14 protein-coding genes are annotated in these 16,126 nt (G+C 68.0%); 4 read left to right on the forward strand and 10 right to left on the reverse strand.

What is annotated here, in order from left to right:
* The 9 genes from FOZ76_RS09060 to FOZ76_RS09100 form a co-directional block, all read right to left on the reverse strand.
* Positions 1-988: NADPH:quinone oxidoreductase family protein (locus FOZ76_RS09060; RefSeq protein WP_143947830.1), on the reverse strand; the 988-nt coding region annotated here is incomplete at its 3' end.
* 98 nt (positions 989-1,086) lie between these two features.
* Positions 1,087-2,073, reverse strand: coding sequence for an AraC family transcriptional regulator (locus FOZ76_RS09065; protein WP_170235360.1), 987 nt, complete (start codon positions 2,071-2,073; stop codon positions 1,087-1,089).
* Between the two features lie 173 nt (positions 2,074-2,246).
* The gene (locus tag FOZ76_RS09070) at positions 2,247-3,227 is read right to left on the reverse strand and encodes a Bug family tripartite tricarboxylate transporter substrate binding protein (protein ID WP_170235361.1); all 981 of its coding nucleotides are present in this window, start codon (positions 3,225-3,227) and stop codon (positions 2,247-2,249) included.
* Between the two features lie 26 nt (positions 3,228-3,253).
* Complete coding sequence (locus tag FOZ76_RS09075; RefSeq protein ID WP_143947833.1) at positions 3,254-4,825, reverse strand: AMP-binding protein; 1,572 nt, start codon at positions 4,823-4,825, stop codon at positions 3,254-3,256.
* Between the two features lie 263 nt (positions 4,826-5,088).
* Entirely contained in the window at positions 5,089-5,982 is an 894-nt protein-coding gene (locus FOZ76_RS09080; RefSeq protein WP_143947834.1) for a LysR family transcriptional regulator, read from the reverse strand.
* A 48-nt stretch (positions 5,983-6,030) separates the two neighbouring features.
* Positions 6,031-7,509: an FAD-dependent tricarballylate dehydrogenase TcuA gene (gene tcuA / locus FOZ76_RS09085; protein ID WP_143947835.1), complete on the reverse strand. Its 1,479-nt coding sequence runs from the start codon at positions 7,507-7,509 to the stop codon at positions 6,031-6,033.
* 39 nt (positions 7,510-7,548) lie between these two features.
* Positions 7,549-8,343, reverse strand: coding sequence for an SDR family NAD(P)-dependent oxidoreductase (locus FOZ76_RS09090; RefSeq protein WP_143947836.1), 795 nt, complete (start codon positions 8,341-8,343; stop codon positions 7,549-7,551).
* Complete coding sequence (locus tag FOZ76_RS09095) at positions 8,340-8,924, reverse strand: cysteine hydrolase family protein (protein ID WP_246129379.1); 585 nt, start codon at positions 8,922-8,924, stop codon at positions 8,340-8,342. The genes FOZ76_RS09090 and FOZ76_RS09095 overlap by 4 nt, the downstream gene beginning before the upstream one ends.
* Positions 8,925-9,059: 135 nt before the next feature.
* The gene (locus tag FOZ76_RS09100) at positions 9,060-10,070 is read right to left on the reverse strand and encodes a Bug family tripartite tricarboxylate transporter substrate binding protein (protein WP_170235362.1); all 1,011 of its coding nucleotides are present in this window, start codon (positions 10,068-10,070) and stop codon (positions 9,060-9,062) included.
* Between the two features lie 361 nt (positions 10,071-10,431).
* Between FOZ76_RS09100 and FOZ76_RS09105 the strand changes: the two genes are divergently transcribed.
* The 3 genes from FOZ76_RS09105 to FOZ76_RS09115 all read left to right on the forward strand — a co-directional run bounded on the left by FOZ76_RS09105 (position 10,432) and on the right by FOZ76_RS09115 (position 13,434).
* Complete coding sequence (locus FOZ76_RS09105) at positions 10,432-11,598, forward strand: thiolase domain-containing protein (RefSeq protein ID WP_143947838.1); 1,167 nt, start codon at positions 10,432-10,434, stop codon at positions 11,596-11,598.
* A gap of 5 nt (positions 11,599-11,603) precedes the next feature.
* A complete protein-coding gene (locus tag FOZ76_RS09110; RefSeq protein ID WP_143947839.1) occupies positions 11,604-12,005 on the forward strand; it encodes a Zn-ribbon domain-containing OB-fold protein in 402 nt (133 codons plus the stop codon).
* Between the two features lie 553 nt (positions 12,006-12,558).
* Positions 12,559-13,434 (forward strand): SDR family NAD(P)-dependent oxidoreductase, encoded by an 876-nt coding sequence (locus FOZ76_RS09115; RefSeq protein ID WP_143947840.1) that lies wholly within the window; start codon positions 12,559-12,561, stop codon positions 13,432-13,434.
* Positions 13,435-13,440: 6 nt separating this feature from the next.
* Here FOZ76_RS09115 and FOZ76_RS09120 read toward each other — a convergent pair whose 3' ends face one another.
* Entirely contained in the window at positions 13,441-14,361 is a 921-nt protein-coding gene (locus tag FOZ76_RS09120; RefSeq protein ID WP_143947841.1) for a LysR family transcriptional regulator, read from the reverse strand.
* 133 nt (positions 14,362-14,494) lie between these two features.
* On the opposite strand from FOZ76_RS09120, the gene aceB reads away from it, so the two are divergent.
* Positions 14,495-16,081 (forward strand): malate synthase A, encoded by a 1,587-nt coding sequence (aceB, locus tag FOZ76_RS09125; protein ID WP_143947842.1) that lies wholly within the window; start codon positions 14,495-14,497, stop codon positions 16,079-16,081.
* Positions 16,082-16,126 lie beyond the last annotated feature (45 nt).

The following is a 16,126-nucleotide window of genomic DNA, read 5'->3' on the forward strand; positions in this document are numbered from 1 at the left end:
CCACGACGACGATCTTGCCCAGGGCGCTGCGCGAATCCAGGCGCGCGATCGCCGCGGGCGCCTCGGCCAGCGTGAAGGTTTCGGTGACCTCGGGCTGAAGCACGCCTTCGCGCCACATGGCCAGCAGCGACTGCACGTTGCGATCGTTCAGCTTGGGATCGTCCTGCACGAAGCTGCGCCAGTCGACGCCGATGATTTGCAGGCTCTTGAGCAGCGCCAGGTTGAGCGGTACGCGCGGGATGCCCGCCGTGAAGCCCACCACCAGGTGTCGGCCGCCGCGTTTCAGGCTGCGCAGCGCTGGTTCGGTGTACAAGCCGCCCACCGGATCGACCACGACATCGCAGCCGCCGCCCGCCATCTCCTTGAGCTGGCGGGCGAGCGCCTGCTGGGCGTCCTTGTCGGCGACCTGGGCGTCGTAGACGATGCCCGCCGACGCGCCGCGCGCCAGGGCGAAGGCAAGCTTCGAGTCGGACGATACGGCGGCCAGAACCCGCGCGCCCAGCGCGCGAGCCACCTCGACGGCCGCCGACCCCACGCCGCCTGCCGCGCCCAACACCAATACCGTCTGCCCGGCGCGCAATTGGGCGGCATCGACGAGCGAGTGGTAGGCGGTGGCGTATGCGAACATGAAGGCGGCAGCCTGCGCGCGCGGGGTCTCGGGAGCGATGCGCACGCAGCGTTGCGCCGTCACCGCGATGCGCTCGGCCATGGCACCCCAGCCGCACCGGCCGATGACGAGGTCGCCGGGACGAAGCCGCGTCACGCCGGCGCCGGCGTGTTCGACCACGCCGCAGAATTCGCTGCCGGGAACGAAAGGGCGCGGCGGTTTGACCTGATAAAGGTCGCGCAGCAGCAGGCCATCAGGATAGTTCACGCCGACAGCGTCGATCTTGACCAGCACTTCGTCATCGGCGGGAATGGGGTCTGGCAGCTCGTCCAGCACCAGGGTTTCGGGCCCTCCCGGCTCATGGCTGATCCACGCTTTCATGCTCGGCTCCTTGTGTGATTCGCCATCATGAAAGCTCGCGTGCGCGCGCGCCATGACCCGTTCGCGCAACCCGCATGGCGTTGGCCTTCGGACTTGCCTCAATCGGCGGGCGGATGTTCGCGGAACTCGGTCGGTCCGATGCCCGTCCAGCGCCGGAACGCGCGGTGAAAAGTACTGTATTCAGAAAAACCGAGCCGCAGCGCGACGGTTTCCAGCTTCACATGCTTCTGACGCACCATGTCCAGCGCCGCCCGGCGCCTGACGTCGTCGCGCAGCTCCGAGAAGCGACGGCAACCCTCCTCGGCGAGATGGCGGCGCAGCGTGACCGGCGTCATGTGCAGGCGCGCCGCCACGTCGTTCAGGCCCAGCGGGACGCCGACCTGGGTGCGAAGAATCGACTTCACGCGGTCGCTGACGCGGCTCTCGTCGTAGTAGCGTGTGATCAGCGCCCGGGGCGCCGCCGAGAGAAAGCGGTTCAGCCGGTCTTCGCCGCCGATGATGGGCAGCGACATCAGGTGATCTTCCAGGCGCAATTCCGTATGGCGCTGCTCGAACTCGATGACTCGCGTGTCGTAGGCGCGCAGCGGTTCGGCGCTCGAGGGCCGGCGCGGGTAGGAAAAGCTCGCTGCCAGCAGGGGCAGCCGGCGGTCGACCAGCCAGCACATGAACTGGTACAGCAGAAACAGCGCCGCGCCGTGCAGGCTGACGTAGCGCTCCGCTTCCAGCGTGCGTAAGGGTTTGAGCCAGACGATGGCCTGGTTGTCATCGCGGCGCAGTTTGATGGCGAAGTCGGACACGACGAGACGATAGAAGCGGCCCACGACCCCCAGGGCTTCGCCCAGGGTGCGGCAGTTCACGATCAGCCGGCACAGGGTGTGGAAGGTGCCCAGCGGCACGGGGTTCGAGGCCAGCCCCCACGCTTCGTCGCGGGTGCGTCGGCTCAGCAGGATCAGGAATCGTGTGAATTGCTGTTCGTCGACGCGCAGCTCGGCGGTGTCGAGTTCGCTCGCGAGAATGCCGGCGCGGCGCAGGATGGTCTGCGATGCTGGCGCTGGCAGGCCCGAGCTGCGCAGGAACAATCGCACCGACCAGCCGCCTATCGGCAACGGCGCCCGCACCGCGTCGCCCGCATCCTCGGCAGGGAATGCGGGAGCCTGTTTCGGGCGTCCTCGAGCAGCGCACATCGACGTCGGGCTGGCGGGTTGGAAGGGAGTCGCGCCTAGCATAACGCGCCCTCTGGGCCTGGCTTGGCCCGGAATCACTGCAACGTGATGTCGAAGCGGCGGCTCAGGGCTTCCCAGTGCCGAAACTCTCTCGCCATGGCCGCCGAGATCTCCTGCGGCGTCTCGCTGCTGGGTTCGAGGCCCGCCAGCCGCATCCGTTCGCGCATGTCGGGTTCGCGCAGGATCGATTGAATCGCCGTACGGAGCGGTCCGGCCGCGGATTCAGGCGTGCCGGCACGTAGGAAAAGCCCCCACCAGCCGGTCGCTTCAAAGCCCGTGTAGCCCAGCTCGGCCAAGGTCGGCACCTCGGGCAGTTGCTCCAGCCGATGGGTGTGCGCGACGGCGATCGGCCGCAGCCCTTGCTCGCCTTGCCGCTCGATTGCCGTGGCGGCCGAGACGAACGCCATGGGAACGCGCCCGCCGAGCATGTCCTGCAGCAGCGGCGCCGTGCCCTTGAATGCGATGTGCGGCATGTCGATGTTCCACGATGCGCGCAGTTGTTCGCCATAGATGTGCGATGTCGAGCCCGCACCGTACGAACCGAACGAGAAAGCGTGGGGATCGGCCTTGGCGGCCCGGGCCACGTCCGCCAGGCTTTGATACGGGCTGGCGCTGGGGACGACCAGTACGACAGCCTGGCGGCCGATCAGCGCCAGCGGCTGGATGTCCGTGGCGAAATCGTACGGCGGCTCGGTGCGCGACAGGGCGATGTTCTGGATCAGGCTGGTGATGTGGAACATCATGGTGTGGCCATCGGCCGGCTGGCGCAGCAGATACTGCGTGCCGATGATGCCGTTGGCGCCCGGCTTGTTCTCGACGATCACGGGGCGGCCCAGGACTTCCTGCAGGCGCTGCGCGAGCGGCCTGACGACGGGGTCGGCCGCGCCGCCGGCCGCGTAAGGCACGATGAGTGCGGTCGGCCCGGCCGCCTGGGCCGTCCATGCCGATGCAGGCAAGGTCAGCAGCGTGGTCAGCGCGGCAATCGTGATGCGTCGCCGCATCGGCAGGTGGTCCATGGTGTCGTCTCCGTTGTTTTGTTGTGTCAGGCGGATGTCTTTGCCGCGGCACGATAGCGGTCGCGGATCTCGCGCTTGAGCAGCTTGCCGGTTTCGGTGCGCGGCAGGTCCGTGGCGAAGTCGATGCTGCGCGGGCATTTGATGGAAGACAGCCGCTCGCGGCAGTAGTCCATGAGTCGTTGCGCCGTTGCTGCATCGGCGGGAGCCGACGCCTTCAGTTCGACCACCGCCTTCACCTCCTCGCCGAACTCGGGGTGAGGTACGCCGATGACGGCCACGTCGTGCACCAACGGATGATCCTGCAGGAGTGTCTCGGCTTCCTGCGGATACACGTTGACGCCGCCGGAGATGATCATGTTCGCGCGCCTGTCGGTGAGATACAGGTAGCCGTCCCGATCGACGTGGCCGATGTCGCCAAAGGTGGCCCAGCCTTCCGGCGTATGCGATTCAGCGGTCTTCGCCGAGTCGTTGTGGTAAGCGAAGGTTGGGCCGCCTTCGAAGCACACCAGGCCGTCCTGCATCGGCGGGCATTCGCGTCCGTCGGCATCGACGATATGCAGACGGCCTTGCTTGGCCCGGCCTACCGAGCCCGGATGCGCCAGCCACTCCTCGGCCGAGATGGCCGTCGCGCCTGCGCGTTCCGATCCGCTGTAGTACTCCCAAACGATGGGCCCCCACCAGTCGATCATCTGGCGCTTGACCTGAGGCGGGCAGGGCGCGGCCGCGTGCAGCGCCAGCCGGTGGCTGGACAGGTCGTGCATCGAGCGGCACTCGGCCGGCAGCGCCAGCATGCGGATGAACATCGTCGGCACCCATTGCGAGTGGGTGACCCGATAGCGTTCGATGGCGGCCAGCGCGGCTTGCGCATCGAATCGCGGCAGCACGATGACGGTGCCGCCCTGCGCCAGGCAGCGCACGCTGAAGCGCAGGGGCGCCGCATGATAGAGCGGTGCGGGCGACAAATAGACGCTGCGGGGGTCGAACGCGAAGAAGGACAGCCAGTCGCCGGCCAGGGCCTTGCGCAGTTCCTGGTCGGCCAGATCGTGCTTGATGCCTTTGGGGCGCCCCGTCGTGCCCGACGAATACGAGAAGTCCAGCCCAAGCGGGCGATCCGGCAGCGACGGTATGTCGCTGCCGGCGTCCAGCAGGGCCGAATAGCTCAGTCCCGGCGCGATCTCGGCATCGGCGTCGATGCAGATCACCCGTTCGAGCGTCGCCGGCGCGTGGCCGATGTCCGGCCAGGGCCGCAGTGCGGATTCGGTCAGCAGCAGGCGAGCACCCGAATCCCGCAGGATGTGGTCGATCTCGCCTGGCGTCAGATGCGTGCTGATCGGCACGTAGTAGACGCCTGCACGTCGTGCGGCGAATACCGCCTCGAAATACTCCAGGCGGTTGCTGAGCAGGATGGCGACGACGGCGCCGACATCGAGGCGGGCCGACAGAAAGTGCGCGAGCCGCGCGGACCGTGCATGCAGCGCGCCGTAGGTCATGCGACTGTCGGAGTCGGCCAGGATGATGGCCGGCCGGTCGGGCTCGGCCGCGGCGAATCGGGCGACGCCATCCAATGTTGATTCGGGCGATTGCAACACGGTCTCCATGCGGCCGATGCTGTCGTCTTGCGCGAGGCCGCTTGCTGATTGAGGTCACAAGCATACGAAGCTCATGCGCGCCCTGGCATGACCGGGCCGATCAAACTGCATGGCGCATCAGGACGCAGTCATGGCCGGGCCGGCGCTCGGCCGCTCCAGTGCGCCATCCGGTCGGCGACGCCGCGCGTGGTCCGGAGCCCGTCGACGGGGCACAAAACCAACGTCACGTTCTCCCCGCTCGCCGCCATCCGGAGGCAAGGCGCGCCGCGACGTCACTGCCCGAAATGTTCGCAAAGGAAATCGACGAAGACGCGGACCTTCGCCGGCAGGTGTCGCCGGCTGGGGTAGACGGCCAGCAGGTCCGGATCGACGGACTGCGCCTCGGACAGGATTCTCTGCAGCCTGCCCGTGCGCAGGTCCTCCTCGACCACGAAGAGCGGGGAGCGGATGATGCCGATCCCTTCGATGCCCGCCAGCCGCAGCGTGTTCGCGTCCGTGGAGCGCAGCCGGCCGTTGACCCGGACCGACCTTTCGCCCTCGGCATTGCGGAAGCGCCATTCGACGATTTCTCCCCGGCTGGCGTAGAGCAGGCACTCCCGGTTCGTCAGCTCTTCGGGTGTCCGAGGCACGCCGTGCAGCCGCAAGTACTCGGGGGAGGCGCACACGACCCGCTGTATGGTGGTGATCTTGCGACCGACCACGGACTGGTTCACCGGCGGGTGGAACTGCAAGGCCAGGTCGTAGTTTTCCTCGACCAGGTCCACGACCCGTTCGCTCAGATTCACCTGGATCTCGAGTGCCGGATGCATGCGCATGAACCTGGGCAGCACATGCGCTATGCGCCAGGTCCAGAAATGGATCGTGGAGGCGACGCGCAGTACGCCCTTCGCCTCGATCGTGCCGGCCGTGGCGAATTGCTGCGTCTGCTCGATATCGGCCAGGATGCGTGAATACCGCTCGAAGCAGGTCTCGCCGATCTCGGTCAGGCGATGCCGCCGGGTGGTCCGGTCCAGCAGCCGCGCTTCCAGGTGGTTCTCGAGCAAGGCGAGATGCCGGCTGACCGCGGCCGCGGATATCTGCAGCCGCTCCGCCGCGGGAGCCAGGCCGCCGGCCTCGACGATGGTGACGAAGGTGCGAATGGCACCGAGCAGATCCATGACGGGCATGATAACCCTGCGCTCATGCCGTCGGGAGGCCCGGCGCCCCGCGGGCGGTCATGACCGGGCGGGCCCGCCGGGCGCCCTTGCGCGGCGTGCCGCCTGCATGCCGGCAATGCGGCCGAAGGTCGCTCCGCGCAGTACCGAGGTGGCTGCCGGGTAGCGTCGGTAATAGACGCCGGTCATGGCGCCGGCCGCATACAGGTTCGGGATGGCGTCGCCGTCGGCGTTGAGGACCTCGGCCCTGGCGTTGGTCTTGACGCCGCCGAACGTGATGATGCCGGACGGGATCAGCGGATACGCGATGAAGGGAGGCTTGTCGATCGGGCGTGCCCAGTTGCTTTTCGGGGGCACGGCGCCGGTGGTGGCGAGGCCGTCGGCCCGCGACGGCTCGAAGCTGCCCTTAGGGCAGGACGCATTGAACGCCTCCAGCGTCGCGGCAAGCGTGCCGGGGGGGACGCGAAGCTGGGTTGCCAAGGCCTGCACGCTGTCGGCACGTATCGGTGCGACATCGCTCAGGACGGCGCGCGCATAGTTCGGTACATCCTCGATCCTGGCGTCGAGGATGGCATAGCCGATGCTGTCGGGCTGCTTCTGGATCGCCCAGCACAGCCTGTCGTAGCTGTTGTAGTCGGCTCCGCTACCCTCGTCGCAGAAGCGCAGGCCCAGGCGATTGACGACCACACCGAACGGGAAGATCAGTACCTTGGCCTCCGCCCGGGCCGATCGTTCGTCCACGGGGGTGGAGTGATAGGCGCCGAAGTCGCCGGCCGGCGCCGCGCCCGCCTCGAGCGCCATGCGTATCCCTTCGCCGCGGTTGTAGTGGGCGCCTTTGGCGACGGGGCGGATGCCCGACGCGCCCTGGCCGATGTAGCGCGCCAGCATCTCGACCGAGCCTTCGAAACCCCCGCTGGCGAGGATCACGCTCTCGGCGAGAAACTCGGCCGGGCGATGGCCTCTGCGCACCGCGGCGACGCCGCACACGACACCGTCGCGCTCGATCAGCTTGCGGCCGGTGGTCTCGTAATGGAAATGCACGCCGCCACGATGCGCCGCCGCCTTCAAGGCCTCCAGCATGGCCGCGCCGCCGCCGCTCGGGGTGATCATCGGCATGGGCGACAGCGTGATCTGCGGCAGCATCGTCGGGATGAAGCGAACGCCGTGGCCTTTCAGCCACTGGATCGCGGGCACGGCCTCGCGCGAGAACGTCGCCAGGTATTCGGTATCGGTGACCGGCATCGCCCGTATGACGCTGTCCCATTCCTCGGGCGAGCGGTCCATGCCGGCGATCAGGCCGGGGTCGGGGTTGGCGCTGGCCACCTCGGCCATGGCGTCATCGAAGTCGTCCGCCAGCTCGGTTTCGCTCTTCATGCGGAGAAAGGCTTCCGTGTAACGCGTGCACCCGCCGCTTTCCTCCTCGCTGGCGCGTTCCAGCACGGCGACACGGGCCCCGCCTTCCATGGCTGCCACCGCGGCCGACATCCCCGCGATGCCATGTCCCATGACGAGCACGTCGTAGCTATATTGTTCGAGCATTTCTGGATTCCTCCTGGATCGCGGCCGATCGTCGGCCGTTCAGTCGCGCGTGCGGCCGACCTCGGCCAGATCGACACCCGGCACCATGCCGGCGATGCTGAAGCCGCCGTCCACCGGCAGCACCACGCCGGTCAGGAACGCGGCTTCCGGCGATGCCAGGAACAGCGCGGCGGCGGCCACATCGTCCTGCGAACCGATGCGCCCCAGCGCGGTTCTGCGGCGTCGCTCCTCCCAGCCGTTGGCGTCGAGATTCGCGTTCGACATCGCCGACGGTATGGCCGAGGGCGCCAGCGAGTTGACCCGGATGCCCACGGGGCCCAGTTCGACGGCGAGCGCGCGCGTCATCGCGTCCAGGCCGCCCTTGATGCACGCATAGGCGCTGCTGTAGGCGATGCCGGTCAAGGCCACGACGGACGAAATGTTGATGATGACGCCGCCTCCCGCCAGGCGCATGGGTTCGGCTGCCGCCTGGCTGAGCAGCAGCGGGCCTTTGAGGCCGACGGCCAGCATGCGATCGACCGTGCCTGGCCGTATGTCGGCGAGCGGGCCGTACTTGGCGAACACGGCGCAGTTGACAAGCACGCTCAGCTTGCCGAATCGCTGCAGCGTCGCCTGCACGGCCTGCCGGCAGCTATCCGCATCGGACACATCCAGCGGCACGGCTGCGGCCCGCTCGCCGCTCGCATCGATCTGCACCGCCACGTCGCTTGCGCCTGCCGCGTTGATGTCGGCCACGACCACGCGGCAGCCGCTGCGCACGTAGGCCATGGCAATGGCGCGGCCCAGGCCTTGCGCGGCGCCTGTGATCAGAGCCACTTCGCCGGACAGATTCATCGTGTGGCTCCGAAGTCCGTGCCGGCGTCGGCGATCCGGCAGAAGCGCGCCAGCGACTGGATCGAGTTGGCATGCTCTTCGGCGGAATGCGCGGCGCAGCAGTCCTCCAGCACCACCACGTCGAAGTCGCGGTCGTGGGCATCGCGCACCGTGGCCTGGACCACGGCCTGGGTGGATACGCCCGAGCAATAGATGCGCTCGATGCGCATGGCGTTCAACTGGGCCATGAGCGTCGTGGCGTAAAAAGGGCTCACGCGGTGCTTGACGATGTGAACGTCCGTTTCCCGCGCGTCCAGATCCGGATGGATCTCCGTGCCCCAGGTGCCCAGCTTGAAGAGGCCCGCGCTGGGCGCGCCGGAGAATACCGGGGAGTTCTTCGGGCATTCGTGATAGTCGCTCGAGAAGCCCACGCGCACGAAGCCCACGGCCACGCCGGCGCTGCGTGCGCTGCCGATGGCGCGCGCGGTGCGGGCGACGATGTCTCTGGCGAGCGCCTGCTGTACGAGCGGGCCGGGCTGCGCGCCGGGCTTCGGGGTGAGCAGGTCGTTCTGCATGTCGAGGACAAGATAGATCGCGTTCAAGGTTCAGCTCCTCCTGGTTGCTGGATGTGATCGAATAGTCCGCCTGCGGCGGCAGGCTGCCGCGTCGGCCGGACTGGCCGCCGGCGCCCGCCGCCGTCGGGCCTGGCCGGCATGGGCCGTTCGGCGACTGCGCGCTCAGCCGTCCAGGCTGATGTCGGCGTTGGAAATCACCTCGCCCCAGCGCTCGGTTTCGGACTGGATGAAACGCTGCAACTCGTCCGGGGCCATCGCGGGATGGACGTCGACGCCCAGCGCCCGGAAGCTCGTCCTGGCCGCCGGTGATTCGACGATGGCGTCGATCGCCGTCGCCAGGCGCTGCACGACGGAGTCCGGTGTGCCGGCCGGCACCACGATGGCGAACCAGTTGACGACGTCGATGCCGTCGACGCCGAGATCCTTCAGGCTGGGGACATCGGGCATGACGAACGAGCGCTCGCTCGTCATGGTGGAATACACCTTGATCTTGCCGTCCGCGCTGAGCGCCTTGGCCCGCGCGGCGGGCAGCACCATCAGATCCACCTGGCCCGCCATCAAAGCGTTCACGGCCGGAGCCTCGCCCTGGAACGGGACATGCAGCAGTTGCAGACCGTCGCGCGCCTTGAGCATCTCCATGCCGATCTGCGAGGTACTGCCAACGCCCCAGGAGGCAAAGGTCAGCTCGCCCGGCCGCGCCTTCGCCAGGGCGATGATGTCCTGCAGCGATTCGGCCTTCAGATCGCCGCGGGACACCAGGGAGAACGGGTTGAGCGCGAACGGCGCCACGGCCGCGAAGGCTTTGACCGGTTCGTAGGTCATGCTCGAATAGACGTGCGGATTGATGGCATGGGTTTCCGCGCTGGCGACGAACAAGGTGTAGCCGTCCGGCCTGGCGGATGCCGCATAGTCGGTGCCGACGCGCCCGTTCGCGCCGCTGCGGTTCTCAACCACGATGGCGGTGCCCAGTTGCTCGCCAAGTTCCTTGGCCAGGATGCGGCTGGCCGCGTCGGTGACGCCGCCGACCGGCCAAGGCACGACCAGCGTGACCGGACGTCCGCCGGGAAAGCTGTCGGCGGCGGCTGCGCCGGTCGGTGTGATCGCCAGCACGGCGGATAGAAGCCCCACCCACGTTGCGCCGCGCCGTAGCGCGGGCAAAAGTCCCTTCTTCATCGTCGTCTCCGTCGTTGTGATCGTTGTGCGGGCAGTCTCCCACCCTCCCGGACGCGACGAAAGGCCATTCCCCGTGATGGATTCGTACGGAGAGCGTAAGAATCGCCGCGGGATGGCCTGCGCAGTCGCCCCCCAGCCTTCAGGATTCCCAAGCCCTCCCTTCGTAACTCCCGAACCGCTCTGCGGACCTGAAGCCCGTTGCGCGGTCCTCGCGCTCTTGCCTTCGCCTGCCCCCTGTAGTCGAATACCACCCCAGTTGCCCCGGCATGCCGCAAGGCGAAGCGCATGCGCGTGCTTGCACGCCGCCTTCGAAACGACGGTATGCCGGAGCCCGTATTCCGAACTCAACAAGGAAGGCAACATGAGTATCAAAGGAAAGGCCTACATCGTGGGGGCCTACGAGCACCCGACCCGCAAGGCGCCGGACAAGTCGGTCGCGCAGTTGCATGCGGAGTCGGCCCGCGGGGCGCTGGAGGATGCGGGACTGACCCTGCAGGACGTCGACGGCTACTTCTGCGCGGGGGATGCGCCGGGGATGGGGCCGGTCAGCATGGTGGACTACCTCGGCCTGAAGGTGCGCCATGTGGACAGCACGGACATGGGTGGTTCGTCCTACATCGCGCACGTGGCGCATGCGGCCGAGGCGATCGCAGCGGGCAAGTGCAACGTGGCGCTGATCACGCTGGCGGGCCGGCCACGCTCGGAAGGGCATAGCGGCACGGCGCCGCGGGTGGTGGTGCCCAATGTGCCGGATGCGCCGTTCGAGGCGCCGTTCAACCCGGTCACGGTGAACATGTACGCCATGGCGGCGATGCGCCACATGCACGAGTTCGGCACGACGTCCGAGCAACTGGCCTGGGTCAAGGTGGCGGCCTCGCACCACGCGCAATACAACGAGCACGCCATGCTGCGCGATGTGGTGACGGTCGAGGACGTGGTGAATTCGCCCCTGATCTCCGACCCGCTGCACCGCCTGGACTGCTGCGTGGTGTCGGACGGCGGCGGTGCGCTGGTGGTGGCGCGCCCGGAGATCGCGGCCAGGCTCAACCGTCCCAAGGTGAAGATCCTGGGCGGGGGCGAGCACATCAAGGGTGTCCTGGGCGGCGAGGTGGACCTGACCTGGTCGGGCGCGCGCTTCTCGGGCCCGGCGGCGTTCCAGGAGGCCGGCATCACACCGCAGGACATCAAGTACGCGTCGATCTACGACAGCTTCACCATCACGGTGGTGATGCAGCTCGAGGATCTCGGCTTCTGCGCCAAGGGCGAGGGCGGCCGCTTCGTGGCAGACGGCAACCTGATCTCGGGTGTGGGCAAACTGCCCTTCAACACGGATGGCGGCGGATTGTGCAACAACCATCCGGCCAATCGCGGCGGCATCACCAAGGTGATCGAGGCCGTGCGCCAGTTGCGCGGCGAGGCGCATCCCAAGGTACAGGTGGCCAACTGCGACCTGGCCCTGGCCCACGGCACCGGCGGCCTGCTCGGCTCGCGCCACGGCAGCGCCACCCTCATCCTCGAACGGGAGTAATCGACATGACCACCCCTTACGTCCCCACGACGCTGCGCGCCCCCGTCGAGCTGCCCGACAGCGGCACCTACTGGGCCGCCGCCCGCGAAGGCCGCCTGCTGGTCAAGCAGTGCAAGTCCTGCGGCAAGTTCCACTGGTATCCGCGCACGCTGTGCCCGTTCTGCATGGGCGACACCGAGTGGAAGGACGCCAGCGGCCGCGGCACGGTGTATTCCTTCAGCATCACGCGCCGCGCGGGCCCCAACCCGTTCTGCATCGCCTACGTCAAGCTCGACGAGGGTGTGACGATGATGACCCACATCGTCGATTGCGACCTCGATACCGTGCGCATCGGGCAGCAGGTGCAGGTGAAGTTTGTGCCGACCGAGAACGATGGCGCGCCGGTGCCGGTGTTCGCGCCCTGCTAGCAAGGGCCGGGCGGCAACCATGCCGCCCGGGTAAACCCCTCCGGGAATCTCCCTATCGCTTCGTTGCACCCGTTCACGCATGCTTTGAACCGAGCGCTTGCCCGGGTGGCCCTTCACCGTCGAACCCCTGGCGCTGTTTGCATCCGCCGCCCAGCTCCCGGCGGGTGCGCCTTTCGCTTCCCACACTCGGCCGCCCTTGCCGTCTGCGCGCCAACGTGCTGCAGGCGCTGTGCAAGGCGACCCTGCCATCGTGCGCAGGCACATCTTGCGCGGCGCCGCAACGGCGCCGCCCGCCGCGCGGGAGCAGGGGCAGGATGGCGCCGCTGCGCATACGCCCTTTTCCAAAGCCGGTTGCCGCGCCTGCGGGCCTGCATCGACCGCAGCTATCCGAGTCGCCGCCTGTGCGAGTATGCTTCAGCTCGCAAGCGCCGTGCTTGCCGCGGCGTGCCGGCATGGGCCTGCGTCGCCAGGGCGGCGGGCGCCCGATGCGGGCGCTGCATACGGTGCATTCGAACAATCGAACCCCATGGGGAAACAACAGGAGTCGAAGGAGATGGAACTGCAAGGACGCGTTGCGATCGTGACGGGAGCCGGTGGCGGCCTGGGCCGCACGCATGCACTGTTTCTCGCGCGCCAGGGTGCCAAGGTGGTCGTCATGGACCTGGGCGACGGGGCGGCCGGGGTGGCCGAGGAGGTCGCGGCGGCGGGCGGCGAGGCGATGCCTTTTCAGGGCTCGGTGACCGACGAGGCGCAGGTGGCGGCCATGGTGACGCAGACCATGGAGCGCTGGGGGCGCATCGACATCCTGGTCAACAATGCCGGCATCCTGCGCGACAAGAGCTTCGGCAAGATGTCGCTCGACGATTTCCGCCTGGTCGTCGATGTGCACCTGATGGGTTCGGTGATCTGCACCAAGGCCGTGTGGGACATCATGCGCGAGCAGAACTACGGGCGCATCGTGATGACCACCTCGTCCTCCGGCTTGTACGGCAACTTCGGCCAGGCCAACTATGGCGCCGCCAAGATGGCGCTGGTGGGCTTCATGCAGACGCTCTCCATCGAGGGGCTCAAGAACAACATCGCCGTCAACTGTCTCGCGCCCACGGCGGCCACGCAGATGACGGAAGGCCTGATGCCCGAGCAGGCGCTGGCCGCGCTCAAGCCCGAGGCCGTCAGCGTGGGCCTGCTCGCGCTCGTTGGAGAGCAGGCACCCACGCGCGCCATTCTGTGCGCGGGCGCCGGCCATTTCGAGCGGGCCTATATCACCCTCACGCCGGGAGCCTACGTGGGCACCGGCCCGGACGCCGCCGAGCGGGTAGTGGCGCAGTGGGACGCCATCGGCGAGCGCATGCAGGACAGCGTGCCCGAAGCCGGCCGGGCCCAGGGCCAGCAGGAACTGCAGGCGGCTTTCGGCGCGGCCAAGGGCTGAGGGGGTTCAGGCGCCTGCGTCGGCGCGCGTCCAGTAGGCCGGATCGGCATACCGCTGGCGCAGGAAATCCACGAACACGCGCACCCGCAGCGGCAGGTGCTTGCGCTGCGGCAGCAGGGCGTAGATCGCGTTGGGCGGCGCGGCGTGCTCGTCGAGCACGGTGACCAGCCGCCCGCGCGCCAGGTCCTGCCGGACTTCCCACATCGAGCGCCAGGCCAGGCCCAGCCCGTCGAGCGCCCAGTCGAGCAGGGCGGCGCCGTCGCTGCACGACAAGGAACCGTTCACGCGCTGCGTGACGGTGTCGTTTCCCTGCCGGAACAGCCAGCCGCGGTGCTGGCTGCTCTCGATGCCCAGGGTCAGGCACTCGTGCTGCAGCAGGTCGGCGGGCACCCGCGGCGTGCCGCGCCTGTCGAGGTAGGCCGGGGCGGCGACCACGACGCGCCGGTTCTCGGCCAGCTTGACGCCGACCAGATTCGATTCGGCCAGATCGCCGATGCGCACAGCGCAGTCGTAACGCTCGCGCACGAGATCGGTGAGGCGGTCGGTGAGATCCAGCGAAGCCGACAGCTTGGGGTGGGTATCGAGGAACTCCGGCAGCAGCGGCGCGACGTGCCGGCGGCCGAAGCCGGCCGGCGCGGTCAGCCGCAGGTGGCCGGTCGGGGTCGCGCTGCCCTGCGCCACCATTGCCTCGGCGTCCTCCAGCTCGCGCAGGATGTTGCGGGCTTCTTCGAGGAAGGCTTCGCCCTCGGGCGTGAGGGTGATCCGGCGCGTCGTGCGCACCAGGAGCTTGACGCCCAGCCGGGCCTCGAGCGCGTCCACGCGGCGGCCGATCAGCGCCGGCGCCAGGCTTTCTGCGCGCGCCACCGCCGAGAGGCTGCCCAGGGTGGCGACGGCGACGAAGGTTTCCAGTTGCTTGAAGCGGTCCATGGGTCATCTTTTACTTTCAGGCAAAGATGATGACACATCCAGGGGGTTTTTCTACACAGAGGTAGGTAATACACTCGACCCCAGTCTCATGAAATCGGCGGGGGTTGACCCCCCCGCGCATCGGAGGAACGACATGTCCAACCAACTGCCCGAAGGCATCCAGATCACCGCGCCGGTCGCCGACGCCGTCGCCAGCCGCGTGCTCACGCCCGAGGCCCTGGCCCTGGTCGCGCAACTGCACCGCAAGTACGAAGGCCGCCGCCAGGAACTCCTGGCCGCCCGTGCCGAGCGCACCAAGCGCCTGGATGCCGGCGAACGCCCGGACTTCCTCGAAGAGACGGCCGACGTGCGCGCCGGCGACTGGACGATCGCGCCGCTGCCGGCCGACCTGCAGTGCCGCCGCGTGGAAATCACCGGCCCGGTCGAGCGCAAGATGGTCATCAACGCGCTGAACTCCGGCGCGGACAGCTACATGACCGACTTCGAGGATTCGAACACGCCCAACTGGGACAACCAGATGCAGGGCCAGATCAACCTGCAGGACGCCATCCGCCGCACCATCTCGCTGGAGCAGAACGGCAAGACCTACAAGCTGAACGACAAGGTCGCGACCCTGCTGGTGCGCCCGCGCGGCTGGCACCTCGACGAGAAGCACGTGCTCATCGACGGCAAGCGCGTCTCGGGCGGCATCTTCGACTTCGCGCTCTACATGTTCCACAACGCCAAGGAGCTGATCGCCCGCGGCAGCGGCCCGTACTTCTACCTGCCGAAGATGGAAAGCCATCTCGAGGCCCGCCTCTGGAACGACATCTTCAAGGATACCCAGGACGCCCTGGGCATCCCGCAGGGCACCATCAAGGCCACCGTGCTGGTCGAGACCATCATGGCCGCCTTCGAGATGGACGAGATCCTGTATGAGCTGCGCGAGCACAGCGCCGGCCTGAACGCCGGCCGCTGGGACTACATCTTCAGTTGCATCAAGAAGTTCAAGACCGACCGCGACTTCTGCCTGGCCGACCGCGCCAAGGTCACCATGACCGCCCCGTTCATGCGCGCCTACGCGCTGCTGCTGCTCAAGACCTGCCACCAGCGCAATGCGCCGGCCATCGGCGGCATGAGCGCCCTGATCCCGATCAAGAGCGATCCGGAGAAGAACGAAGTGGCCATGAACGGCATCCGCATGGACAAGCGCCGCGACGCCACCGACGGCTACGACGGCGGCTGGGTCGCCCACCCCGGCCTGGTGCAGACCGCCATGGAAGAGTTCGTCGCCGTGCTGGGCGATCGCCCCAATCAGATCGACAAGAAGCGCCCGGACGTGCAGGTCAGCGCCGCCGACCTGCTCAACTTCGAGCCGCAGGCCCCGATCACCGAGGCCGGGCTGCGCATGAACATCAACGTCGGCATCCATTACCTGGGTTCCTGGCTGGACGGCAACGGCTGCGTGCCCATTCACAACCTGATGGAAGACGCCGCCACCGCCGAGATTTCCCGCTCGCAGGTGTGGCAGTGGATCCGCTCGCCCAAGGGCAAGCTGGAAGACGGCCGCAAGGTCACCGCCGAGCTCGTGCGCGAGCTGATTCCGCAGGAGCTGGCCAAGGTCAAGGCGGACGTCGGCGCAAGCCCGGCCTACGACAAGGCCGCGAAGATCTTCGAGCAGATGAGCACGCAGGAAGCGTTCGAAGAGTTCCTGACGCTGCCGCTGTACGAGGAGATCTGAGGCGGGTTGTTGTCGTCCGGTCGTGACTGAGGAGAGGGGGCGCCG

The organism is Verticiella sediminum, from assembly GCF_007558815.1.
Lineage (GTDB): Bacteria > Pseudomonadota > Gammaproteobacteria > Burkholderiales > Burkholderiaceae_B > Verticiella > Verticiella sediminum.

Coding starts and splice junctions, on each gene's coding strand:
- FOZ76_RS09070 (WP_170235361.1), bottom strand. CDS start 3,227: ATGGACCACCTGCCGATGCGGCGACGCATCACGATTGCCGCGCTGACC.
- FOZ76_RS09075 (WP_143947833.1), bottom strand. CDS start 4,825: ATGGAGACCGTGTTGCAATCGCCCGAATCAACATTGGATGGCGTCGCC.
- FOZ76_RS09080 (WP_143947834.1), bottom strand. CDS start 5,982: ATGCCCGTCATGGATCTGCTCGGTGCCATTCGCACCTTCGTCACCATC.
- tcuA (WP_143947835.1), bottom strand. CDS start 7,509: ATGCTCGAACAATATAGCTACGACGTGCTCGTCATGGGACATGGCATC.
- FOZ76_RS09090 (WP_143947836.1), bottom strand. CDS start 8,343: ATGAATCTGTCCGGCGAAGTGGCTCTGATCACAGGCGCCGCGCAAGGC.
- FOZ76_RS09100 (WP_170235362.1), bottom strand. CDS start 10,070: ATGAAGAAGGGACTTTTGCCCGCGCTACGGCGCGGCGCAACGTGGGTG.
- FOZ76_RS09105 (WP_143947838.1), top strand. CDS start 10,432: ATGAGTATCAAAGGAAAGGCCTACATCGTGGGGGCCTACGAGCACCCG.
- FOZ76_RS09110 (WP_143947839.1), top strand. CDS start 11,604: ATGACCACCCCTTACGTCCCCACGACGCTGCGCGCCCCCGTCGAGCTG.
- FOZ76_RS09115 (WP_143947840.1), top strand. CDS start 12,559: ATGGAACTGCAAGGACGCGTTGCGATCGTGACGGGAGCCGGTGGCGGC.
- FOZ76_RS09120 (WP_143947841.1), bottom strand. CDS start 14,361: ATGGACCGCTTCAAGCAACTGGAAACCTTCGTCGCCGTCGCCACCCTG.
- aceB (WP_143947842.1), top strand. CDS start 14,495: ATGTCCAACCAACTGCCCGAAGGCATCCAGATCACCGCGCCGGTCGCC.